The sequence below is a fragment of the Micromonospora globispora genome (assembly GCF_003857015.1).
Classification (GTDB): Bacteria; Actinomycetota; Actinomycetes; order Mycobacteriales; family Micromonosporaceae; genus Micromonospora; species Micromonospora globispora.
Map to the genome: position 1 here is coordinate 1 of NZ_QGGF01000125.1, position 22804 is coordinate 22804.

The 22804-nt window shown below is 72.3% G+C and carries 18 protein-coding genes and 1 pseudogene; 13 read left to right on the forward strand and 6 right to left on the reverse strand.

Annotated elements, in window-relative coordinates; genetic code table 11:
- Positions 1-96: 96 nt before the first annotated feature.
- Positions 97-273, forward strand: a pseudogene (locus DKL51_RS37400) (CDP-glycerol glycerophosphotransferase family protein); the annotation flags it as partial.
- Positions 274-389: 116 nt separating this feature from the next.
- On the opposite strand, the gene DKL51_RS04485 reads toward DKL51_RS37400, so the two are convergent.
- From DKL51_RS04485 to DKL51_RS04495, 3 genes are all read right to left on the reverse strand, one after another.
- Positions 390-1898 (reverse strand): bifunctional cytidylyltransferase/SDR family oxidoreductase, encoded by a 1509-nt coding sequence (locus DKL51_RS04485; protein WP_109947288.1) that lies wholly within the window; start codon positions 1896-1898, stop codon positions 390-392.
- A 140-nt stretch (positions 1899-2038) separates the two neighbouring features.
- Positions 2039-2839 carry an ABC transporter ATP-binding protein gene (locus tag DKL51_RS04490; protein WP_109947289.1) on the reverse strand — a complete coding sequence of 267 codons (801 nt, stop codon included), beginning with the start codon at positions 2837-2839 and terminating at the stop codon, positions 2039-2041.
- Positions 2832-3734: an ABC transporter permease gene (locus DKL51_RS04495; RefSeq protein WP_109947290.1), complete on the reverse strand. Its 903-nt coding sequence runs from the start codon at positions 3732-3734 to the stop codon at positions 2832-2834. Before DKL51_RS04495 ends, DKL51_RS04490 begins: the two co-directional genes overlap by 8 nt.
- A gap of 165 nt (positions 3735-3899) precedes the next feature.
- Here DKL51_RS04495 and DKL51_RS04500 point away from each other — a divergent pair, with 165 nt between their 5' ends.
- The 3 genes from DKL51_RS04500 (at position 3900) to DKL51_RS04510 (ending at position 6845) form a co-directional block, all read left to right on the forward strand.
- Positions 3900-4532 (forward strand): TetR/AcrR family transcriptional regulator, encoded by a 633-nt coding sequence (locus DKL51_RS04500; RefSeq protein ID WP_109947291.1) that lies wholly within the window; start codon positions 3900-3902, stop codon positions 4530-4532.
- A 163-nt stretch (positions 4533-4695) separates the two neighbouring features.
- Positions 4696-5805 carry a DegT/DnrJ/EryC1/StrS family aminotransferase gene (locus DKL51_RS04505; protein ID WP_109947292.1) on the forward strand — a complete coding sequence of 370 codons (1110 nt, stop codon included), beginning with the start codon at positions 4696-4698 and terminating at the stop codon, positions 5803-5805.
- Entirely contained in the window at positions 5802-6845 is a 1044-nt protein-coding gene (locus DKL51_RS04510) for a Gfo/Idh/MocA family protein (RefSeq protein ID WP_109964815.1), read from the forward strand. The genes DKL51_RS04505 and DKL51_RS04510 overlap by 4 nt, the downstream gene beginning before the upstream one ends.
- 62 nt (positions 6846-6907) lie before the next feature.
- Here DKL51_RS04510 and DKL51_RS04515 read toward each other — a convergent pair whose 3' ends face one another.
- A complete protein-coding gene (locus DKL51_RS04515) occupies positions 6908-8560 on the reverse strand; it encodes a glycosyltransferase (protein ID WP_109947294.1) in 1653 nt (550 codons plus the stop codon).
- Positions 8561-8695: 135 nt separating this feature from the next.
- Here DKL51_RS04515 and DKL51_RS04520 point away from each other — a divergent pair, with 135 nt between their 5' ends.
- From DKL51_RS04520 to DKL51_RS04535, 4 genes are read left to right on the forward strand one after another with little or no spacing between them, the layout of a single operon-like run.
- On the forward strand, positions 8696-9910 hold the full coding sequence (locus DKL51_RS04520) for a glycosyltransferase (protein ID WP_243422690.1): 1215 nt from the start codon (positions 8696-8698) through the stop codon (positions 9908-9910).
- A 29-nt stretch (positions 9911-9939) separates the two neighbouring features.
- Positions 9940-10506: a hypothetical protein gene (locus DKL51_RS04525; RefSeq protein WP_109965700.1), complete on the forward strand. Its 567-nt coding sequence runs from the start codon at positions 9940-9942 to the stop codon at positions 10504-10506.
- Positions 10503-11891, forward strand: a complete 1389-nt coding sequence (locus DKL51_RS04530) for a glycosyltransferase (RefSeq protein ID WP_165823241.1) — start codon at positions 10503-10505, stop codon at positions 11889-11891. Before DKL51_RS04525 ends, DKL51_RS04530 begins: the two co-directional genes overlap by 4 nt.
- Positions 11888-12499: a hypothetical protein gene (locus tag DKL51_RS04535; RefSeq protein ID WP_123809724.1), complete on the forward strand. Its 612-nt coding sequence runs from the start codon at positions 11888-11890 to the stop codon at positions 12497-12499. The genes DKL51_RS04530 and DKL51_RS04535 overlap by 4 nt, the downstream gene beginning before the upstream one ends.
- A 55-nt stretch (positions 12500-12554) precedes the next feature.
- Here DKL51_RS04535 and wecB read toward each other — a convergent pair whose 3' ends face one another.
- A complete protein-coding gene (wecB, locus tag DKL51_RS04540) occupies positions 12555-13643 on the reverse strand; it encodes a non-hydrolyzing UDP-N-acetylglucosamine 2-epimerase (protein ID WP_109947298.1) in 1089 nt (362 codons plus the stop codon).
- Positions 13644-13933: 290 nt separating this feature from the next.
- On the opposite strand from wecB, the gene DKL51_RS04545 reads away from it, so the two are divergent.
- The 5 genes from DKL51_RS04545 (at position 13934) to DKL51_RS04565 (ending at position 22061) form a co-directional block, all read left to right on the forward strand.
- Positions 13934-15418: a glycosyltransferase family 39 protein gene (locus tag DKL51_RS04545; RefSeq protein ID WP_109947299.1), complete on the forward strand. Its 1485-nt coding sequence runs from the start codon at positions 13934-13936 to the stop codon at positions 15416-15418.
- Positions 15419-15700: 282 nt separating this feature from the next.
- Positions 15701-17254, forward strand: a complete 1554-nt coding sequence (locus tag DKL51_RS04550; RefSeq protein WP_109947306.1) for a glycosyltransferase family 4 protein — start codon at positions 15701-15703, stop codon at positions 17252-17254.
- On the forward strand, positions 17251-18819 hold the full coding sequence (locus DKL51_RS04555; RefSeq protein WP_109947300.1) for a glycosyltransferase family 2 protein: 1569 nt from the start codon (positions 17251-17253) through the stop codon (positions 18817-18819). The genes DKL51_RS04550 and DKL51_RS04555 overlap by 4 nt, the downstream gene beginning before the upstream one ends.
- A gap of 4 nt (positions 18820-18823) precedes the next feature.
- Entirely contained in the window at positions 18824-20107 is a 1284-nt protein-coding gene (locus DKL51_RS04560) for a nucleotide sugar dehydrogenase (protein WP_109947301.1), read from the forward strand.
- A gap of 205 nt (positions 20108-20312) precedes the next feature.
- The gene (locus DKL51_RS04565) at positions 20313-22061 is read left to right on the forward strand and encodes a CDP-glycerol glycerophosphotransferase family protein (protein WP_109947307.1); all 1749 of its coding nucleotides are present in this window, start codon (positions 20313-20315) and stop codon (positions 22059-22061) included.
- A gap of 64 nt (positions 22062-22125) precedes the next feature.
- On the opposite strand, the gene DKL51_RS04570 is transcribed toward DKL51_RS04565, so the two are convergent.
- The gene (locus DKL51_RS04570; RefSeq protein ID WP_109947302.1) at positions 22126-22668 is read right to left on the reverse strand and encodes an acyltransferase; all 543 of its coding nucleotides are present in this window, start codon (positions 22666-22668) and stop codon (positions 22126-22128) included.
- Between the last annotated feature and the right edge of the window lie 136 nt (positions 22669-22804).

Genomic DNA, 22804 nt, shown 5'->3' on the forward strand with positions numbered 1-22804 from the left:
TTCGCCCGGCGGGTGTTGGAGGGCCTCGGGCCGGTCGCCGAGCGGCTGGGGCGCCGCGACCGGCTGGTGGTGCTGGGCCACTCGCTCGGTGGGGTGGTCGCCGAGTCCGTCCTGGTCGCCGCCGGGATCCTGGTCGGGTACGCCCGCCGGCTGGACGCCGGTTTCGACCCGGCGCTGGCCGCCACCGCGCTGGTCCTGCTCGGGCTGGTCCTGCTGGTGGGCCCGCTGCGCGACGCCGGTGCGCTGGAGATCCGTGCCGCCAACCAGCCGGTCGCCCCGGTGAGCGCCACCACAAGGAACGCCAGCACCGCCAGCCCGGTGGTCAGTACCCGGGCGAGCAGCTTCCGGACCAGGTCACCACGCATCTCGGCCGTCCCGTGGTCGCCGGATCAGGCGTCGACGCCGGCGGAGAGCTGCTCGGACGCCTGCGCGCCCGGCTGGGCGGGCACCGCCGCGACCTGCTCGCCCGGCGCCCGTCGGACGTCGATGACCTGGCCGGTCAGCTCCGAGATCAGCACGTCCAGCGACGCCTGCGCGACCGCCTCGGCGGAGAGCAGGGTGTGCTCCGGCTCCTCGCCGAACGCCTTGGTCCGCATCGGGGTGGCGGTGCGCTCGGGGTTGATGCAGTTGACCCGTACGCCGAACTCGGCCCACTCGTCGGCGAGCGCCTGGGTCAGGTTGACTAGCGCGGCCTTGGTCGCCGAGTAGAGCGCGTACCGGGCCCGGCCCCGGGTGTACGAGCTGGAGGTGTAGAGCAGCAGCTGGCCCTTGGTCTGCTGGAGGTAGGGCAGCGACTGCCGGGCGATGGTGACCGGGCCGACGAAGTTGACGTGCAGGAGCCGTTCCATGGTCTCCTCGTCCATCTCGGCCAGCGCGCCCTTTTCGAGGATGCCGGCGGTGACCACCACGTGGTCGATCCGGCCGGTGGCCTCGAAGGCGGTCTTCAGCGCGGCCGCCACGTCCTCGGCCCGCTCGACGTGGGTGCCGGTGGTGGAGCGGCTGAACGGGAAGACCTGGGCGCCGTAGCGGCGGGCCAGTTCGGTGAGGTCGTGGCCGATGCCGTAGCTGCCGCCGAAGACCACGATGGTGCGGCCGGTCAGTTCCTCGCTGTAGCGCCGGTCGGTCAGCCGGGGCGCCTGCGCGGCGGCGAGCTGGAAGAGCTTGTCCGCGAGGTGCACGTCGACCGGGTGGGTGACCTTGATGTTCTCGTCCGAGCCGTCGATCACCTTGATCGGCGTGCCGGGCAGGTAGCGCAGCACCACGCCGCAGTCGTCGGTGGCGGCGAAGTCGGGGTCACCCTCGGCGCGCCGGTACGCCTCGCGGATGGTGCCGGAGCGGAACGCCTGCGGGGTCTGGCCGCGGCGCAGCGTGGAGCGGACCGGGATGTCGGTGATGCAGTCGTTCTCGTCGACCTGGATGATCGTGTCGGCCGAGGGGATCGCCACGTCGACCGCCGAGTACGTCCAGAGCGCGTTCACGCACTCGCGCACGATCCGGGCGCTGACCAGCGGCCGCACGGCGTCGTGGAAGAGGATGTTGACGTCGCCCTCGCCGATCGCGTCCAGGGCGATCCGGGTGGTGGCGTTGCGGGTGTCGCCGCCCTCGATCACCTGGGTGACCTTGCGGAACCCGGCGTTGGCGACGATCCGCTGCGCGTCGGGCACGTGGCCGGTGGCCATCAGCACGATGATCTCGTCGATCTCCGGCGCGGCCTCGAAGACGGCCAGGGTGTGCTCGATGATCGGCTTACCGGCGATCTTGAGCAGCTGCTTGGGGATGCCCAGCCCGAGGCGGATCCCGGTCCCCCCGGCAAGGATCACGGCCACCGTCCGCGATGGGCGCCAGGGTGCCGGGCTCGCCGGCGTGGCGTCCGGTGCGGTGGTGTGGTCCTGCGTCATTGCCGTTCCTCACTTCTGCGGGGGATGGGGTGTTTACGCGCGGATGACCGGGTGGTGAACTTTCTCCGGCAACCAGAAGACCTTAACGCGGACGACGGAGCGCACCGGTCGGGCGGGCCCGGCCGGTGCGCTCACCAGCCTTACGGCTGGTTCTCGTACGCGGCGATGACCTCCTCGGTCGGGCCGTCCATCCGCAGCACGCCGCTCTCCAGCCAGATCGTCCGCTCGCAGGTGTCGACGATCGAGCTGAGCGAGTGGCTGACCAGGAACACGGTGCCGGCGCTCTCGCGCAGCTCACGGACCCGCTGCTCGCTGCGGCGGCGGAACTTCCGGTCGCCGGTTGCCAGCGCCTCGTCGATGAGCAGCACGTCGTGCTTCTTCGCGGCGGCGATGGCGAAGCGCAGCCGGGCGCCCATGCCGGAGGAGTAGGTACGCATCGGCAGCGAGGCGAAGTCGCCCCGCTCGTTGATCCCGGAGAACTCGATGATCTCCGGGGCCAGCCGCTTGACCTCCTCGGGCGCCATGCCCATGGCCAGGCAGCCGAGCACCACGTTGCGCTCGCCGGAGAGGTCGTTGAGCAGGGCGGCGTTCACGCCGAGCAGCGACGGCTGGCCCATCGTGTAGACCGCACCCCGGTCCACCGGGAGCAGCCCGGCGATGGCCCGCAGCAGGGTGGACTTGCCGGAGCCGTTGCTGCCGATCAGGCCGATGGCCTCACCCTGGTACGCGGTGAAGCTCACCCCCTTGACCGCGTGCACCTCGGTGATGTTCGGAGCGTTGGTGCGGGACACGATCCGCTTGAGGGCGGAGACGGGGCTGGTGCCACCGGTGGCGCCCTTGTGAATCCGGTAGACCACGTGCACGTCGTCCACCACGACGGTCGGGACGCGGCCCTGGTCGGTCACCGCGGTGCTGCCCGCCGGCTGGGTCTGGTCAGCCACGGCCGTACTCCTCTTCTCCGCGCCAGAAGTAGATGAACCCGCCCACGCCGACCAGCACCGCCCAGGCGATCCCGAGCAGCCACAGCTGCGTCGGCGGCGAGACCAGGTTCTGCCGGTTGGACTCCAGCAGCGCGTGCCGGGCCAGCTCGATGTAGACCAGCGCCGGGTTGCCCTCCAGGATGGTCGCCGCCCAGGGGGGCAGGTGCTGCCGGAACAGTGCGACCGGGTAGAGCACGCCGGAGGCGTACAGCCAGGTCCGCATGACGAACGGCATGACCTGCTTGAGGTCGGTGACCTTCGCGCCGATCCGGGCCATGATCATGGTCAGGCCGATGTTGAACACCGTCTGGAGCAGCAGCGTCGGGACGATCAGCACCCAGCGGAAGGTGATCGGCTCGCCGGTGAGCAGGACGATGCCGGCCAGCACCACCATCGACATCAGCAGCTGCTGGAGCTGGACCAGGGTGACCGTGATCGGCAGCGCGGCCCGCGGGAACTGCAGCGCCCGGATCAGCCCCAGGTTCGAGGTGATCGCGCTGGTGCCGTTCGTCACCGCGGTCTGGGTGAACATGAAGATGAAGACGCCCGTGCACAGGTACGCGATGAAGTTCGACACGTTCCGGTGCTGGTTCAGGATCAAGCCGAAGATCAGGAAGTAGACCGCGGCGTTGGTCACCGGGGTCAGCACCTGCCAGAGCTGCCCGAGCTGGGTCTGACTGAACGACGACGCGACCTTCGCCCGCGAGTACGCCGTCATGAAGTGCCGGTAGGCCCAGAGCTTGCGGGTGTATTCGGCCAGGGGCGGGCGTTCCCCGGCGACCCGCAGCCCGTACCGCTGCGCGAGCTGAGCCTGGCTCAGCCCGGAGTCGGGGTCGGCCACCGCGGTGTTGGCCATGGTCAGGCGCTCCGATCTTTCGTGCCGATGGGGAGCAGAAGAAAAGGTGTCGCGGCGATGAAATCTAGCGGGCCGGTGCGGAATCGTCCGCCTCGCTGCTGCGTGGAAGGTAGTCCAAAACACGTCGGGACGCAACCGTATCGTCGTTGCGCTACATTGTCTCACGTGACGACCGAGAAGAGGCGTGCCCCGGCAGGCGCGGCGGTGCTGCGTGGTGAGATCACCACCGCCATCCGTGCCGCCGTCATGCAGGAGTTGGCCGAGGTCGGCTACGGCCGTCTCTCGATCGAGGCGGTGGCCCGGCGGGCCGGCGTGAGCAAGACGGCGATCTACCGCCGTTGGCGTTCGAAACTCGACCTGGTGCTGGACATGGTCTCCGCCGTGGCGGGGCGCAACCTGCCGCTGCTCGACACCGGCAGCCTCCTGGGTGACCTGGAGATCCTGCTGCACGTGATGGCTCGGGCGCTGCGCCACCGGCTCGCCTCGCAGATCATTCCGGACCTGCTCGCCGAGGCCGCCCGCAACCCGCAGATCGCGGAGAAGCTCCAGGCGGCGCTGGACGACTACCAGCAGGCGGTCGGCCGGATCCTGATCGGCCGGGCCGTCGAGCGCGGGGAACTCTCGCCGGACACCGACCCCCGGGCCGCGGTCGACCTCATCGTCGGGCCGATCTACTGGCGCCTGGCCATCGCCCGGGCTCCGCTGGACACGGCCGAGGTGCCCCGCATGGCCTCGGCGATCGTCGCGGCGCTCCGGGTAGCATGCGTGAGGCCTGTTCGCGACGAGGTGGAAGTGTGACCCCCGGCGCCGTCGTCCGTGACCTGCCGCGCGCAACCACACCGATTCACCCGGCCGGTCGCGAAAAGATGCGGCGGCCAACCGGTTCACCTCAAGCAGCTACTATCGCCCCCCGAAAGCCGGAAACCCCCAAATGAGCATTTTGTCGACAGGAGGAAGCCCCATGCCCGGGCCGCACCCAGAGTTCATCCCCCCAGCACGACCGATCATCGGTGAGGCCGAGATCGAGGCGGCTGTCCGGGTGCTGCGGAGCGGCCGGGTCGTGCAGGGCCCGGAAGTCGCCGCGTTCGAGGAGGAGTTCGGCGAGCTGGTCGCCGGGCGGCACTGCGTGGCCGTCAACTCCGGCACGTCCGCTCTCCAGCTCACCCTGATGGCGCTCGGGTTCGGCCCGGGCGACGAGGTCATCGTGCCCTCGTTCTCCTTCGCCGCCAGCGCCAACGCGGTCCGGCTGGTCGGTGCCGAGCCGGTCTTCGTGGACATCGAGCCGGGCAGCTTCTGCGTCGACCCGGAGGCGGTCGCCGCCGCGGTCACCCCGCGGACCGTCGCCATCATGCCGGTTCACCTGTACGGCCACCCCGCCGCGATGGACCAGATCATGGCCATCGCCGAGCGGCACAACCTGGCCGTCGTCGAGGACGCCGCCCAGGCGCACGGCGCGACCCTGCACGGCACCCCGGTCGGCGCCTTCGGCACCGCCGGCTGCTTCAGCTTCTACCCGACGAAGAACATGCACGCCCTGGAGGGCGGCATGGTCACCACCGCCGACGCCGAGCTGGCCCGCACCCTGCGGCTGCTGCGCAACCAGGGCATGGAGCAGCGGTACGCCAACGAGATCGTCGGCGCCAACATGCGGATGACGGACGTCGCCGCGGCGATCGGCCGGGTGCAGCTCGGTCAGCTCGGCGAGTGGACCGAGCAGCGCCGGGCCAACGCCAAGTACCTCGACTCCAACATCACCGGCATGGTCACCCCGCCGGTGGCCGACGCCGCCAAGCACGTCTACCACCAGTACACGGTGCGGGTGCGGGGCGACCGGGACGCCGCCCAGGCGCGCCTGACCGAGCTGGGCATCGGCAACGCCGTCTACTACCCGACCCCGATCCACCGGCTCAAGCCGTACCTCACCGAGGACGGCAAGCCGGGCCCGTGGGAGCTGCCGGAGACCGAGCGGGCCGCCGCCGAGGTGGTCTCGCTGCCGGTGCACCCGTCGCTGTCCCAGTCCGACCTCGAGCGCATCGCTGAGGCCGCCAACCTGGCCGGGGGTGCCCGATGAGCGAGGGCCGCAAGCTGCGCGCCGGCCTGATCGGCCTCGGCGCGATGGGCCGCAACCACGGCCGCGTCCTGTCGAACCTGGACGGCGTCGAGCTGGTCGGGGTCGTCGACCCGGCCGGCGACGTCACCGGCACGCTGCGCGCCCCGGTGGTGTCCGAGCTCGGTGAGCTGCTGGCCATGGGCATCGACTACGCAGTGATCGCCTGCCCGACCGCGCTGCACGAGTCGGTCGGTCTGGAGCTGGCCGCCAACGGGGTCTGCGCGCTGATCGAGAAGCCGCTCGCCCAGTCCGTCGAGGCGGCCACCCGACTGGTCGAGGCGTTCGAGTCCGCCGGCCTGGTCGCCGGTGTGGGCCACATCGAGCGCTACAACCCGGCCCTGCAGAACCTGCGCACCCGGCTGGAGGCCGGCGAGCTGGGCGAGGTCTACCAGGTCGTCACCCGGCGCCAGGGGCCGTTCCCGCACCGGATCGCCGACGTCGGCGTGGTGATGGACCTGGCCACCCACGACATCGACCTCACCGCATGGGTCACCGGCCAGGAGTACTCGTCCGTCTCGGCCCGCACGGTGTCCCGCAGCGGCCGACTGCACGAGGACATGGTCGCCGTGGTCGGCCAGCTCGCCGACGGCACGATGGTCAACCACCTGGTCAACTGGCTCAGCCCGCTCAAGGAGCGGTCCACGGTGATCACCGGTGACCGGGGCTGCTTCGTGGCCGACACCCTCACCGCCGACCTGACCTTCTACGCCAACGGCGCCATCGACACCGAGTGGGAGGCGCTGCGCGCGTTCCGCGGCGTGGCCGAGGGCGACATGGTCCGGTACGCGATCCCGAAGCGGGAGCCGCTGCTCGTCGAGCACGAGCGGTTCCGCGACGCGGTCGAGGGCAAGCAGAGCGACATCGTGACCCTGCGGCAGGGTCTGCGGACCGTGCAGGTTGCCGCCGCCCTGCTGGAGTCCGCCTCCGTGGGCAAGACGGTCGGCGTCGGTCCCTCCAGCGGGGACGACAGCGAGCAGAGCGGACGGGTCGCCGTCGGCTGATCCGGGCGTACGTAGCCGAGGGCCGGACCGCGACGCGGTCCGGCCCTCGTGCATGTGGTCCGTCAGTCGGCGGTCGGGTCCGCGACGCCCAGCAACGCGTCGAAGTGGTGCCTGGTGACCGTCCAGTCCCAGGTCGCCAGGGCGTGCGCCGCGGCGGCGGCCCCGCCGGCCCGCCAGGCCTCCTCGTCGGCCGTCTCCGCCCGGATCCGGGCGGCCGCCTCCGCCGGGGTGCGGACCACCCAGTCCGCCGGGAAGAGGCTGTGCGCCCCGTGCTCCCGTGCCGCGAAGAACGGCCAGTCGCGGACCACCGGCACGGCGCCGCTCGCCGCGCCCTCCACCACGGCGCAGTGGAAGCTCTCCCGGACCGAGGTGCTGAGAATGACCCCGATCTCGGTGAGCGCCTTCGGCACGTCGGTGACCTGCCCGATCCGGACCACCGCGCCCGCCGGCTCCAGCTCGGCGAGGTCGACCTCGAGCGCCTCCCCGTAGGCGCGGATCGCCTCGCCCGCCCCGGTGTTCAGCCCGGCGCCGACCAGCAGCAGCCGGTACCGCGGATCCTCGGCCCGCAGCAGCCGCAGCACCTCGATCGCCCACCTCGGGTCCTTCGCCACCGCGCTGATCCCGACCAGCCCGAGGGTGAACCGGGCGGCCGGCTCCTTCGGCATGGCGTAGGGGCGCAGGTCCATCGCGTTGCTGATCACGTGCAGCCGGGGCGCGTACTCGCCGACCAGGTCCGGCGACACCGCCGCGGCCAGGTCGCGCAGGTGGTCGGAGACGAACACGACATCGTCGATCCGGCTGAAGTCGATCAGGTGCGGCCAGAAGCTGAACGCCTCGAAGCTGTGCAGCCGCAGCACCACCCGGGTGTCACCGGGGTCGACCAGGGTCACCATGACGGCCGTGGCGACGGCCCAGTCGACGAAGAGGACGTCCGCCCAATCCAGGTGCGGGCGCAGCCAGCGTTCCACCTGCTCGCCGTACTCCGAACCGCCGAGCACCGGCTCGGCCACCATCGCGTCCACCCGCCGGGTCAGCGGCGCGGCGACCGGGTCGTCGGCAAGGTGCAGGTAGCGGAACTCCACCCCGGGGTGATCGGCGTACCGCTCCCGGATCTCGCGGAGGAAGTGGTCGTTGCCGTTCGTCATCACCAGCAACCGCAGCGGCCGGTCGGCCGGCGGCGGCGCCGCCGGAACGGAGCGACCCCGGGGGGCCAGCAGCACCCGACCGACCGCGCTGTCCCGCAGCGGGGCGAGGAAGGCCGCCGGATCGTCGACCAGTGGCGAGGTGAGTTGGTCGAACTGCACGGTCCGGTGGAACTGGGTGCGCAGGGCGCGGTGCAGTCGCCGGGCCGCCGCCGCCCGGTCGCCCCGGGCGTACGCCTGGTCGGCCGCGGCCAGCTCGGCGCCGACCGCCTCGGCCAGGTGGGCGGGCGTACGGCCGGCCTTCAGCTCCCCGGTCACCTCCTGCACCAGCAGGTCCGCCCGGGTGTCGGCGTCCACGGTGCGGGCCACGGCGGCCAGGGCGGCCCGGGACTCCTCCGGCGACCAGCCGGCTCGGATCATCCCGGTGCGCAGCCGCTTCGCCAGGGTGACCCGGCTCGGGGTGGGCAGCACCCGCGCGGCGGCGAGCCCGCGCAGCAGTCGAACCGCGGTGCCGTGGCGGACGACGGCGGGCGAGGTGACCCGCCGCAGCACCGGCTCCAGCGGGCCCTTCATGGCTGGCCGTCTCGGGTCACGGGCGTCTCCGGTCACTGCGCGGGGGCCCCGCCGGCCCGCGGGCCGGTTGAGCGTGATCGACAGCGTGCATGTTAACGTCAACCGGTCTGGACGAAATGGCCGGGAAGGTTCGGGGTGCCTGCAACTTCTGACCGGGACGTCGCTGTTCTGACCCCTTGGTACCCCACCCGGGAGCTGCCGTTCCGGGGCGCGTTCGTCCGGGCGATGGTCGACGCCACCGCCCCCGGCTGCGACCGGATGACCGTCTACCACTGTGACGCCTGGGTGGCCGCGCTCGACGAGCCGACCGACCGGGCGGTCCTCGCCGCGCACCGCGCGCTGATGCCGCACACGCTGCACCGCAACCCGACCGTCGGCGGGGCCGAGCTGGTCTACGTGCCGGTCCCGGTGCCCCGCGGCCGCGGGCACGCCGAGATCGCCGACCGGCACGACGTCGCGCTCCGCGCCGCGCTGGGTGGCGAGCCGATCGACGCCCCGGTGGTGCACGCCCACGTCGGGCTGCCCAGCGGCTGGGCGGCGATCCGCAATGCCCGCCCGGACGCGCGGATCTTCGTCACCGAGCACGCCAGCTTCCTCGACAAGGTGCTGGAGACGCCGCGCGGGCGGGAGATGTACGACGAGGTGCTGCACCGCTGCACCGGCTTCCTGGCCGTGGGGGAGGGGGTGCGCCGGCCGCTCGTCGAGGCGTTCCCGCACCACGCCGACCGGATCGGCTCGATCTCCAACCCGATCTCCTTCGACCAGCCCCGGGCCACGCCGGTCACCGCGCTGCGCCGCTGGCTCTTCGCCGGCGCGTTGTCCGAGCTGAAGGGCGTCCCGCTGCTGCTGGAGGCGTTCGTCCGGTGCCGGGCGGAGGAGCCGGAGCTGACCCTCACCCTGGTGGGCGAGGGTGCGCTGCAGGCCAGCCTGACCGCCCGCGCGGCCGAGCTGGGGGTGGCCGACGCGGTCACCTTCACCGGGGCGATCCCGCCGGACGAGGCGCTGCGACTGATGCGCGAGCACGACGTGCTGGTCCACCCGAGCCGGGCGGAGACCTTCGGCGTCGCGGTGATCGAGGCGGTGGCCGCCGGGCTGCCGGTTCTGGTCACCCGCTGCGGCGGCCCGGAGCGCACGCTGGCCGGCGTGGAGGACGCCGCCGGTGTGATGATCGACGTGACGGACGACCCGGAGACGATCGTCGCCGGCTACCGCACGCTACGGTCCCGTCTTCCGCAGGGCCTCGACCCGTCACTCGCCCGCAAGGTGCTGTCCGACCGGTACGGGTACGCTGCGGTCGCCCGCACCCACCACGGTCTCTGGTTCTCCGACCAGGCGGCCCCGTCGGCCTGAGCCGACGCGACCAGAGCTGATGGAGTGAGATGCACGTTCTTTTCCTGTCCGTCGGGGGAACCCGGCGGCGTGCGGTGGTGGAGGAGTCCGCCCAGGTCCTCGCCGACGGCGGGACGGCCACCGTGGTCGTCGACCGGGCGGGACCGTGGAGCAAGGAGACCTTCGCCACCGGCGTGACGGTGGTCGAGCTGGCCGGTCTCGAGCAGCGCCAACCGGCGCTGCGGTTCGAGCAGGCGGTGCTGTACAAGGCGCCCCGGAAGGTCCTGCGGACGGTCGGCCGGGGGCCGCTGCGCCGCTTCGCCAAGCGGGCCGAGAAGTCGTACGAGCGCCGGGTCGCCTCGCGTGTCCACCGGGCGTTACTGCGGATGCGGGGTGACGTCCGGCCCCGGCTGGTCGAGTCGCTGATCCGTCGGGGCGCGGGGGTGGACGTGGTGGTGGTCACGGACCCGCTCGCCATGCCGTACGCGGCACGCCTGGTGACCGGCGCCGCGCAGGCGTCGAAACCGAGCGTCTGCTTCAGTTACGACTACGCTGGTGATACGCCGAAACGTCAGCTCCGGTCGATGTCGGATGCCGTCCAGGGGGACAACTCATGAATCGGACGCGGGAGCCGCGCCGACCACGCATTCTCTACCTCTCGTTCTACTTTCCGCCCTCCCGGGCCAGCGGCGTCTACCGCGCCCGGGCCACGGCGAACTACCTTGCCGCGCAGGGCTGGGAGGTCACCGCGTTCGCCTCGCCGCTGAAGTTCCTGCACAACGTGATCGGCTCGGTGGACGAGCAGCTCGCGGAGACGGTGGATCCGAGCATCCGGGTGGAGCGGCCGAACATCAGCCATTTCGCCTGGGAACGGGACCTGCGGCACTTCAGCCGCTTCCGGGGCATGTCGCCCATTCTGGCCCGCAACATCTACAACTTCGGGCTGAAGAAGTTCTTCCCCGAGCACTACCTCTCCTGGGCGGCCGCGGCGGTTCGCAAGGCGGTCAAGATGCACGCCCGGCGCCGCTTCGACGTGGTGCTGGCGACCGGCAACCCGTTCGCCTCGTTCGCCGCCGCGTGGATGATCCACAAGCTCACCGGCGTGCCGTTCGCCGTCGACTACCGGGACGCCTGGACGCTGAACATGTTCACCGAGGAGCCCGCGTACGAGCCGGACCACCCGGCCTGGAAGTGGGAGAAGCGCATCCTGCGCGACGCCTCCGCATCCGTCTTCGTGAACCAGCCGCTGCGTACCTGGTACGCCGAGCGGTACCCGGACGCGGCGGACCGGATGATGGTCGTGCCGAACGGCTGGGACCCGGACCTGCTCACCCAGCTCGAACCGACCGGCGCGACGAGCACCACCGACGAGGCCCGCCCGCTGCGCTTCGCCTTCCTCGGCACGATGAACAACACCCAGCCGGTCGAGCAGCTGGCGGAGGCCTTCGAGCTGGCCCGCCGCCACCCGGAGCTGGCCGACGCCGAGCTGAACATCTACGGCCACCTGGGCTACTTCAAGCAGAGCCAGGCCGAGCTGATGGGCCGGCTCGGGCTGCCCGGCGGGGAGCACGGGCACTCGCTGCCGGACACCGGCATCCACTACCGCGGCCCGGTCTCGAAGACCGAGGTCGGCAAGGTGTACCAGGAGAGCGACGTTCTGGTGTTCCTCGCCGGCGGCGCCCGGTACGTGACGTCCGGCAAGATCTTCGAGTACATGGCGAGCGGCAGCCCGATCGTCTCGGTGCACGCGCCGGGCATCGCCGCACAGGACGTGCTGGCCGGCTACCCGCTCTGGTTCAACCCGAACAGCCTGGACGTGAACGACATCGCCGAGGCGATGATCGCCGCCGGCAAGGCGGCCCGGGACATGTCCGCCGAGCAGCGGGCCGTGGCCCGTGCCCACGCCGCCACCTTCACCCGGGAGGCGGTCACGGCTCCGCTGGAGGCGCGGCTGCGGGGGATGGTCAAGCGCGGCATCGCCGGTGGGGAGACGCGGTCGTGACGACGGTCCGGGAGCACGAGGAGAGGTCTGCGACGGTGGCGGAGAGTCGGCAACCGCGGGTGCTGCTGCTCGCGTTCAACCTGCGTCCGCACGAGCGGGTGAAGGCGTTGGCCGAGCGGCTGCTCGACGAGGGCGCGCGGGTCGACCTGCTGGTGCTCAGCGACAAGAACTGGGACGACCTGGCCGACCGGCCGAACCTGCACATCCTGGCCCTGCGGGGGGCGGAGAAGCGGCACCCGGTGATGCGGGTGGAGCGGATCCTGGTCACCCGGGCCCCGGAGAAGGTGCTCAACGGGCTGGGCCGGCTCACCGGAGACGGCGCGGCCGGCCGGCCGGTCCGGAGCCTGCAGCGCCGGCAGGAGCGGCTCTCCAAGGCGTTCCACCGCAGGGTCTTCATGAAGACGTACCAGAACTTCCGGCCGCTGGTGCTGTCCCGGATCTTCGACAAGCGGCTGCCGGGGCTCGGCCTCGACCACGTCGACATGATCGTGGCCTCGGACGCGCTGTCGGTGACGCTCGGCTGGAAGCTGGCCCGCCGCTTCCCGAACGCGGTGGCGACCACCTCGCTCGACCCGCCGCCGGTCTCCGAGGCGGCCGCGCGCCGCTGACCGCGCAGACGGATCGGGGGTGGTCGCAGGAAGCGACCACCCCCGATGTCTGTGCTCAGCGCGCGTGCTCGGCGAGGATCCGCACCACGTTCTGGGCCGCCCGGCCGTCGCCGTACGGGGTGCCGCGGCCGGCGCTCGGCGCGGGCCGGGTCACCGTCTCCACCCAGCCCTGACCGCCCAGCGCGGTGGGGTCCGGGACGAGCCGGTTCCAGTCGTCGTGCAGGGTCTCCACCCACTCGGTCTCCGGCCGCAGCGTGGTGCACGGCCGGTCCAGCAGGTACGCCTCCTTCTGCAGGCCGCCGGAGTCGGTGACGACGCCGACGGAGCCGAGCACCGCGGCGACCATGCCGGCGTACGGCAGGGGACGGCCCACGTGCAGCGAACCGCCGGCCAGCTTGATGCCGTACTCGTCCGCCCGGGCGACCAGTCGCGGGTGGGCCAGCAGCGCGACCGGCACGGGGAGCTCGGCCAGGGCGGCGACCAGCGTGGCGAGCCGGCGCGGGTCGTCGGTGTTCTCCGCCCGGTGCAGGGTGGCGAGCAGGTACGGCGCGTCCGGGTCGATCCCCTCGGGCAGTTCGAACCGGGGCTGCCCACCGGCCAGCACGGTGTCCCGGACCCGCAGACAGACGTCGACCATCACGTCGCCGGCCAGCACCGCCCGGGCCGCCAGCCCCTCGGCGGCCAGGTGCCGCATCGCCTCCTCGGTGGGGGCGAGCAGCAGGTCGGCACAGTGATCGGTGAGCACCCGGTTGTGCTCCTCGGGCATCTGGCGGTTGAACGAGCGCAGCCCCGCCTCCAGGTGCGCGACCGGCAGGTGCATCTTCACCGCGGAGAGCGCGCCGGCCAGCGTGGAGTTGGTGTCGCCGTAGACGAGCACCCAGTCGGGCCGCTGCTCGGCGAGCACCGGGTCCAGGGCGGCCAGGGTGCGGCCGGTCTGCACGCCGTGGCTGCCCGAACCGATGCCGAGGTGCACGTCCGGGTCCGGGATGCCGAGGCCGGAGAAGAAGACGTCGGAGAGGTCGGCATCGTAGTGCTGCCCGGTGTGCACGATGACGTGCTCGTGGTCGGTGGCGGCGAACGCCGCGGCGATGGGCGCGAGTTTGACCAGCTGCGGCCGGGCCCCGACGATGCTGAGGACCTTCATCTGAGTGTTTCCTCCGATTCATGTACGTGATCGGCCGGTGGCCCGGGGGGTGGAATGGGTGCCAGGTCCGCCGGCCCAGCGCGAGGGCGGCCTAGGCTAACATCGCTGCCTTTCTTCCACGGACGGTAACGCCCGTGGCGGCGTTCGCCCGCCCTGCTCCACGAACATCGACGGAGAGTGATCGACGCCCCCCGCTCGCCAGGTCCCGTCCCGTACAGTGTTGGGCGCCGAGCGCCGGGTGGGGCTCCCGGGTCGGCGGTTACCAAACAAACAAACGGGGGAACTCTGAGGTGGACGAGCGCGACGACGATCTGCCCGACGCATCTCGTGAACCGGGGGGTGCCGGCACCGCCGGCTCCGCCACCACGCTGATCGATCGACCCGACGACGGACCGGCCGAGCAGATGCCGGAGCCGCGGTGGCGGTACTGGCCGGCGGTCGCGATGGTGGCCACCGGCGCCGCGCTCTACGGATTCTGGAAGCTGAGCCAGGTGCTCCCGCCGATCGGGTACGGCTACTTCGCCCGTCCGCCGATCTACGGGATCATGATCCCGATCTGGGACGATCTCGCGCTGACCGTCATCCCGGCCGCCGTGCTGCTGGCCGGGGTCGGCTGGATGGTCACCTCCTGGCGTCGGCTGCCGACCTGGCTGGCCCTCGCCCTCGTGGTGGTCGCCGGCGTGGTCGCCGCCACCACGGTCAACCTGGTCCGGGGCCAGGTCGGTGAGCTGACCCGGGGGATCGCCACCGGCCCGAAGTCGCCGTACTACACGTCAGACCTGCACTTCGTCTACGAGCTGGGGCTGCGGGAGTTCGTCGAGCGGCACCCCGAGCTGAGTGACAAGTTCCACTCGTACAACTCCCGCACCCACCCGGCGGGCGTCTTCGTCTTCCTCTACCTGCTGTTCCGCATCTTCGGCGCGTCGCAGAGCATGCGGGTCGCCGTGGTCATCGCCGTCGTCGCGTTCACCTCGGCGATCTCCGCCTGGCTGATCGGCCGGACACTGGCGGGAGAGCGCGCCGGCCGGATCGGCGCCGTGCTGTTCGCGGCGGCGCCGGCGCCGCTGATGATGGCGTACAGCAACCTCGACACGGTCTTCGCGGTGCCGATGACGCTCAGCGCGGCGCTGTTCGTCCTGGCCGCCCAGCGCCGCTCGGCGGCGGTGGCCGCGGCGGCCGGCGCGGTGCTCGCCGCCGGCACCCTGATGACGTTCGCCACCTCGTTCATCGCGCTCGCCGCGGCGGTCGCGCTGGTGATCCAGATCGGCTGGCGCGCCGCGGCCCGGCTGCTCGTCGCGGCGGCGGTCGGCGGGCTGGCCGTGCTGGCCCTGGCCTGGCTGGTCCTCGGGTTCGACGTCCTCGCCTCGTACCAGGTCTCCCCGAAGGTCGGCACTCCCTACAACTGGTACTGGCTGGTGGGCAGTCCGGCCGCCTGGCTGATGTACGCCGGTCTGCCGCTGGCCGCCCTCGGCGTCTACGGGGTGTTCCGCAAGGTGCCGGGGGCCGGGCGGCCGGTGCTCGTGACCACGCTGGTGCTCCTCATGCTCGCCTGGGCGGCTCTGCCGTCCGAGCTGACCAAGCTGCGCCCGGGCGAGGTCGAGCGGACCTGGATGTTCCTCTACCCGCTGGTCGCCGCCTGCGCCGGTGTGGTGGTGGACCGGTGGACCGCCGGGTTCGACCGACGCTGGCTGCGCGGAGGCGTGGTCGCCGGCCTGGTGCTGCTCTCGGTGGGGCAGGCGGTGTTCCTTCAGGGGCTCTACAACAACTTCTTCTGACCCCCGTCGCCCGCCACCCGGCCCCTGTGCCGCAGGTCACCGGCGTGGGGTGGCGGGCGCCCCTCCACGTACCGGCGAGGGCGGGTGAGGCGGAGGTTGGCGGGGGTGGTCCTGCCGTACACTCGCGATGGCTCGTGGGGCGGGGTCCCGCGCGAGGCCCGGCGGCTGTGCACCGGCACGTGCCGCCCCGCGACGGACGGACACAGCCCGCAGAGAGGCGGATTCCGGCACATGGCGATCGACGGCGCTGCCGCCCGGCCACACTCCCGTGGCCGGGTCGTGATGCTGGTGGACAACGGGGTCAACGGTGACTCCCGAGTGCAGAAGGCCGCCCGTTCGGCGGCCGATGCCGGCTGGGAGGTCATCCTGCTCGGCCGGTCCCCGGCGCGCGAGGAACGGCACTGGCAGCTCGGTGAAGCACAGGTGCGCCTGCTGAAGATGCCGAACCCGCTGGCCAAGCGCCGGCACGAGTTCCGTCGGGCCTGGCTGCGGTGGCCGCTGGCGTACCCGCCCACCGGGATCGCCGCCCACCGGGCCCAGGCGGTCAAGGCGTGGAAGGCCGACCTGGCGCTGCGGCGGGCGCAGCTGGCCGTCGCCGGCGGCGACAGCGGGCTGAGCGGGGCGGCGCTGACCGCCCAGGAGCTGGCCGCGAAGGTGACCGGCAAGTGGGTCTCCCTGCGGTACTGGTCGCTCACCAACGCCCGGACCCGGCGCAAGCTGCGCAGCCCGTGGGACCGCGCCTACACGAAGTTCTGGCAGACCGTGCAGGGCGACCGCGCCTGGCGCCGGCTGGAGCCGGGGCTGTGGGACTACGAGCTGGCGTACGGGCCGGTGATCGACGAGCTGGCGCCGGACCTGATCCACGCCAACGACTTCCGGATGCTGGGGGTGGGGGCCCGGGCGAAGATCCGCGCGGCCGCCGCCGGCCGGCAGATCAAGCTGGTCTGGGACGCGCACGAGTTCCTTCCCGGCATCAAGCCGTGGCAGGACAACGGCCGCTGGCTGCCGGCCCACGTGGCGCACGAGCGGGAGTACGCGCCGTACGCCGACGCGGTGATGACCGTCTCGGACGGCCTGGCCGAGCTGCTCCAGCGCGAGCACGGGCTGGCCGAGCTGCCGGACGTCGTGCTCAACGCCCCGGCCGCCGACCACGGCGAGCTGGAGCCCGAGGCCCCGGCGCCGGACCTGCGGGCGCTCTGCGGGATCGGCCCCGACGTGCCGCTGCTGGTCTACAGCGGTGCCGCCGCCAAGCAGCGCGGCCTCGACATCATGGTCCAGGCGCTGCCCGAGCTGCCCGGCGTGCACGTCGCGCTGGTGGTCAACAAGCCGACCGGCCCGTACGTCTCCGGCGTCCTGGCCCGGGCGGCGAAGCTCGGCGTGGCGGACCGGGTGCACGCTCTGCCGTACGTGGCGCACTGGCAGGTGGTGCCCTTCCTCTCCGCCGCCGACGCGGGCGTGATCCCGATCCACCACTGGCCCAACCACGAGATCGCGCTGATCACCAAGTTCTTCGAGTACTCGCACGCTCGGCTGCCGCTGATCGTCTCCGACGTGAAGACGATGGCGAAGACGGTCCGCTCGACCGGCCAGGGCGAGGTGTTCCGCGCCGAGGACGTGGCCGACTTCGTCCGCGCGGTCCGGGCGGTGCTGGCGGACCCGCAGCGGTACCGGGCGGTGTACGACCGGCCGGGCCTGCTGGCGCAGTGGACCTGGGAGGCGCAGGCGGAGATCCTGGACGGGATCTACTCCCGGCTGCTGCCGGACCGGGCGCGCCCGGTCACCGGCGCCGGCCCGGTGCCCGCCCCGGTCCCGACCTCGGTGGATGTGGGCGCGTGAGCCAGCCGGACGTGACGGTCATCGTCGCCGTCTACAACACCATGCCGTACCTGACCAGCTGCCTGACCTCGCTGGTGCAGCAGACCATCGGTCTGGAGCGGCTCGAGGTGATCGCGGTGGACGACGGGTCCACCGACGGCAGCGAGGCCGAGCTCGACCGGTTCGCGGAGCGCTACCCCGGCACCTTCACCGTTCTCCACCAGCCCAACTCGGGCGGCCCGGCGACGCCGAGCAACCGCGGCCTGGACCACGCCCGGGGCCGCTACGTCTTCTTCGTCGGCTCGGACGACCACCTCGGGCCGGAGGCGCTGGAGCGGCTGGTCGACGCCGCCGACCGCTGGGGCTCGGACGTGGTCCTCGGCCGGATGGTCGGCGCCAACAAGCGCTACGTCCACCAGGCGATCTACGCCAGCACCGAGGAGCAGGTGGACCTCTTCGACAGCGCGCTGCCCTGGTCGTTGTCGAACACCAAGCTGTTCCGGCGCGACCTCATCGAACGCCACGGCCTGCGGTTCCGCGAGGACATGCCGATGGGCAGCGACCAGCCGTTCACCCTCGAGGCCTGCTTCCGGGCCGGGAAGATCTCCGTCCTGGCCGACTACGAGTACTACTACGCGGTCAAGCGGGAGAACGCGCAGAACATCACCTACGCGAGCCGGTTCGAGGAGCGGCTGCGCTGCGCCGAGGAGCTGCTCGCCTACGACGCCGGGCTCATCGAGCCGGGCCGGCGGCGGGACGCGATCGTGGTGCGGCACTTCACCTGGGAGGTGGCGAAGCTCCTCCGCCCCGAGTTCCTCGAGCTGACGCCGGAGGTCCAGCAGCAGGTCCACGACCGGATCCGCAAGCTGACCGAGACGTACCTCACCGACGGCGTCCGGGACCAGCTCGACGCGGACATCCGGCTGCGGCTGCTGATCGCCCGGGACGCCGACCTCGACCGGCTGGGCGAGTTGATCCGCCAGCAGGCCGGCAGGACCCTGCCGGAGGTGACCGTCGAGGACGGTCGCTGGTACGCCCACTACGTCGGCTTCCGCGACCCGGCGCTGGGCTACCCGGACGACTGGTACGACGTGACCGACCAGGTCGCGAAGCAGCTGGCTCAGCTCACCGCGACCGAGCTGGCGTGGGGGCGGGACGCCGCCGGCGCCCGGGCGCTGGTGGTCACCGCGCAGAGCCGCTGGGCCGAGCTCGCCGAGCTCACCGAGGGCGCGGTGCGGGTCAGCGTCGGCGAGCTGACGGGTGCCATGTCGATGTCTCCCGGCGGCCCCGGTACCGTCGTACGGACGGACTTCGCGGTGGACCAGCTGCTCGCGGTCGTCGCGCCGAGCGGGGAACGTCGGGTGGTACGGGCCGAGGTCACCGCGCTGGGCGGGACCGGGTCGGCACCGCTGCGGACGGAACGACGCATCGCCGCACCACGTCTGCTGGCGCGGCGCGGCGTGCAGCTCCACCTCGTCACGCCCACCACGAACCACAAGGGCCAGGTGATCGTCGCGATCACGCCGGTGACGCCCGGTCGGTTCGTTGCCCGTCTCCGCCGAATGTGGCCCTCAGGAGGAAAGTAGTTCCATGAACATCTGCGTCGTCGCGCTGGGAAAGATCGGTCTGCCGCTCGCCGTGCAGTTCGCCTCGAAGGGGCACCGGGTGATCGGTGCCGACGTCTCCGAGCGGGTGGTGCGGCTGGTCAACGACGGGGCCGTACCGTTCCCGGGTGAGACCGACCTGGACGTCAAGCTGAAGGAGGCGGTGGCCGCCGGGCTCTTCTCGGCCACCACCGACACCGCCGCCGCGGTCGCCCAGTCGGAGGCGGTCGTCGTGGTCGTCCCGCTCTTCGTGGACGCGGAAGGTGTGCCGGACTTCGGCTGGATGGACGACGCCACCCGGGCCATCGCGGCGGGTCTCAAGCCGGGCACCCTGGTCAGCTACGAGACCACCCTGCCGGTCGGCACCACCCGCAACCGCTGGGCGCCGATGCTGGAGGAGCGTTCCGGGCTCACCGCCGGCAAGGACTTCCACCTGGTCTTCAGCCCGGAGCGGGTGCTCACCGGTCGGGTCTTCGCCGACCTGCGCCGCTACCCGAAGCTGGTCGGCGGCATCGACGAGGCGTCGGCCGAGCACGGCGTGCGCTTCTACGAGGCGGTGCTGGACTTCGACGAGCGGGCCGACCTCGATCGGCCGAACGGCGTCTGGGACCTGGGCTCGGCCGAGGCGTCCGAGCTGGCCAAGCTCGCCGAGACGACCTACCGGGACGTCAACATCGGCCTGGCGAACCAGTTCGCCCGGTTCGCCGACACCGTCGGCGTGGACGTCACCAAGGTCATCGAGGCCTGCAACACCCAGCCGTACAGCCACATCCACCAGCCGGGCATCGCGGTCGGCGGCCACTGCATCCCGATCTACCCGAGGATGTACCTGTGGAACGACCCGGCGGCCACCGTCGTCCGGTCGGCCCGTGAGGCCAACGCCGCCATGCCGGAGTACGCCGTCGACCTGCTCGCCGCCGCGTACGGCGACCTGACCGACGTCGGGGTGCTGGTGCTCGGCGCCGCCTACCGCGGCGGGGTCAAGGAGACCGCCTTCTCCGGTGTCTTCCCGACGGTGGAGGCGCTGCGCCGCCGGGGCGCCAAGCCGTACGTCTCCGACCCGATGTACAGCAACGAGGAGCTCGAGGCGCACGGCCTGCCGGGCTACCAGGGCGAGCCGATCGGCGCCGCCGTCATCCAGGCCGACCACGCCGAGTACCGCACCCTCTCCCCGGCCGACCTGCCGGGCGTGACGGTGCTGGTCGACGGCCGCCGGGTGACCGACCCGGCCCGCTGGACCGGCGTCCGTCGGGTGGTCATCGGCGGCTGAACCCGTCCGCCCGACAGCGGGCCCCGGCCGGTCGTCGGCCGGGGCCCGCTGCGTTGCGCGGCCCGGCCGACACCCCCGGTGACCAGCGCGGCTGATATTCACCTGCCGGACACCCCGGCAATACTTGTGTTACTTGGCCCGTTTAAGGTCGCAGCTGCCCGGTATCGCACCTGATCGACATCGGTGAGCAGACAGGAGCGTGTCGTTGTTCAGCAGAGTACGGAGCCAGCAGGGGTTCGCCATGGTCGGCGCGACCCTGCTCGGCTACGGGATCATGATCCTGTCCGGCGTCTTCGGCTGGGTGATCCCGTACGCGGTCGCCGCGCTCGTCGTCATCGCCGGTGAGCTGGCCCTGGCCACCCGGTTCGCCGAGACGGGCGAGCTGCTGCAGAAGGCCGGCCTCGGGCTGGTCTGGCGGCGGCTCACCCGTGACCTGTCGGTCGTCCTGCTGATCGTCAGCGCGGTCCGGCCGGGGGTGGGTGCGACCATCGCGGTCATGCTGCTGCCCGCCGGGCTGTGGGCCGTGGCCGTCGGCACCGCCGCGCTGACCAGGGTCGCCGAGGGGCGGGCCGCCACCCCGGCGTTCACCCGGAACATCGACCTCGGCGCGCTGCGCCGGGTGCCGGTCCCGCCGGTCTGGGCCCAGCGGCTCGCCGGCCTGCGGCTGCCGCTGCTCAACGTCCTCCTCGTGCCGGCGGCCGTGGTGGCCGCGCTGGTCGACGACGTGGCACCGGTGGTGGTGACCGGGCTGGTCACCCTGGCCGCGGGGCTGGTCACCGCGGCGGTGCTGGCGCTCACCGGGCTGCGCGGGCGCGGCGGAGCCCCCGGCGTGCTGCCCGCGGTGCACGACTGGATGGCCCGGGAACGGCCGGAGGTCGCGCTGTACTTCGCCGGCCCCGGCAAGGACGCCTACCAGGCCAACATGTGGCTCGCCCCGATCGAGGCGACCGGGCGTCGGGCGGTCGTGCTGCTGCGCGCCGAGGACGCGTTCGGCGCGCTGGCCGACACCCGGCTGCCGGTGATCTGCGTACCGGCCGGGGTGGACTTCATGAACCTCGACCTGAGCAGCATCAAGGTCGCCCTGTACGCGGCGAACGTCGGCGCCAACATCCACATGCTCCGCGAGCCGGGCATGAAGCACGTCTTCGTCGGGCACGGGGACAGCGACAAGCAGGCCAGCGTCAACCCGTACAGCAAGGTGTACGACGAGGTCTGGGTGGCCGGACCGGCCGGCCGGGAGCGCTACGCCCGGGCCGGGGTGGGCGTGCTGGACCGCGACATCGTGGAGATCGGCCGCCCGCAGCTCGCCGGGGTGCACACCTTCGGCTCGGCCGAGGCCGACCACACCTTCACCGTCCTGTACGCGCCCACCTGGGAGGGCTGGCTGGACGACGACCCGTACCACACCTCGCTGGTGCTGATGGGGGAGCGGATCGTCAGCGGGCTGCTCGCCGCCGGCGACGTCCGGGTGATCTACAAGCCGCACCCGCTGACCGGCAGCCGGTCGAAGAAGGCCGGCGCGGTCCACGACCGCATCGTCGCCCGGATCCGGGCCGCCGGTGGGGACACCGACGCCACCTCGCTGGACGGCACCGGCCACCTGGTGGTCACCGGCCGCACCCCGGCCCTGTTCGACTGCTTCAACGCCACCGACCTGCTGGTCAGCGACGTCTCCAGCGTGGTCTCCGACTTCGTGCAGAGCGAGCGGCCGTACGTGGTGGCCAACCCGGGGGACCTGCCCGAGGACGAGTTCCGTCGGGAGTTCCCCACCGCCCGGGCGGCGTACCTGCTCTCGTCCGACTGCGGCGAGCTGGAGAAGATCCTCGCCGTCACCCGGACCGGGGACGACCCGATGACGGAGGCGCGGCGGGAGCTGAAGGAGTACCTGCTCGGGCCGGCCGGGGTGAACCCGATGGACCGGTTCCGGGAGGAGGTCGGCCGCCTCTGCGGCTGACCGCCGCAACGACGGAGGGCGACGGTGGACGGCGGGCGGCCGTCCACCGTCGCCCTCGGCGCGTTCAGCCCCGCTGCGGCGGGTTGTCGACGTCCCGGGAGATGACCTCGCCCTTCTCGTCGACCCAGCCCTTCGGCCGCGCCGGGTTGCCGGCGACCAGCTGGTACGGCTGGACGTCCCGGGTCACCACCGAGCCGGCGGCGATCATCGCGTACTCGCCGACCTCGATGCCGCAGACCAGGGTGGCGTTGGCGCCGATGGAGGCGCCGCGGCGCACCAGGGTCGGGGTGATGGTCCAGTCCGGGTTCTGGGCGCGCGGGCGGAAGTCGTTGGTGAAGACCGCGCAGGGGCCGACGAAGACCTCGTCCTCGATCGTCACGCCCTGGTAGACGGAGACGTTGTTCTGGATCTTCACCAGGTCGCCGACCGTGACGCCGGCGTCGACGTACACGTTGCGTCCGATGACGCAGCCGGCGCCGACCTGCGCGGTCGAGCGGATGTGGGCCAGGTGCCAGACCTTGGTGCCGTCGCCGACCTTGGCGCCCTCCTCCACGTCGGCCGTCGGGTGGACGAAGACGGAGGGGGACCGGTCGTTGGTGTCAGTCATCCTTCAACTCGCATCGTCGGGGGCGCGTCGTCGCGCCGTCGGGGCCACGCCTGCCGCCCGCGCCGGATGACCGTCGCGGACCGCTGCGGGCCAGGGCCGCCCCGCCGCCCCGGGCCTCGATGTCGAGGCCCGGGGC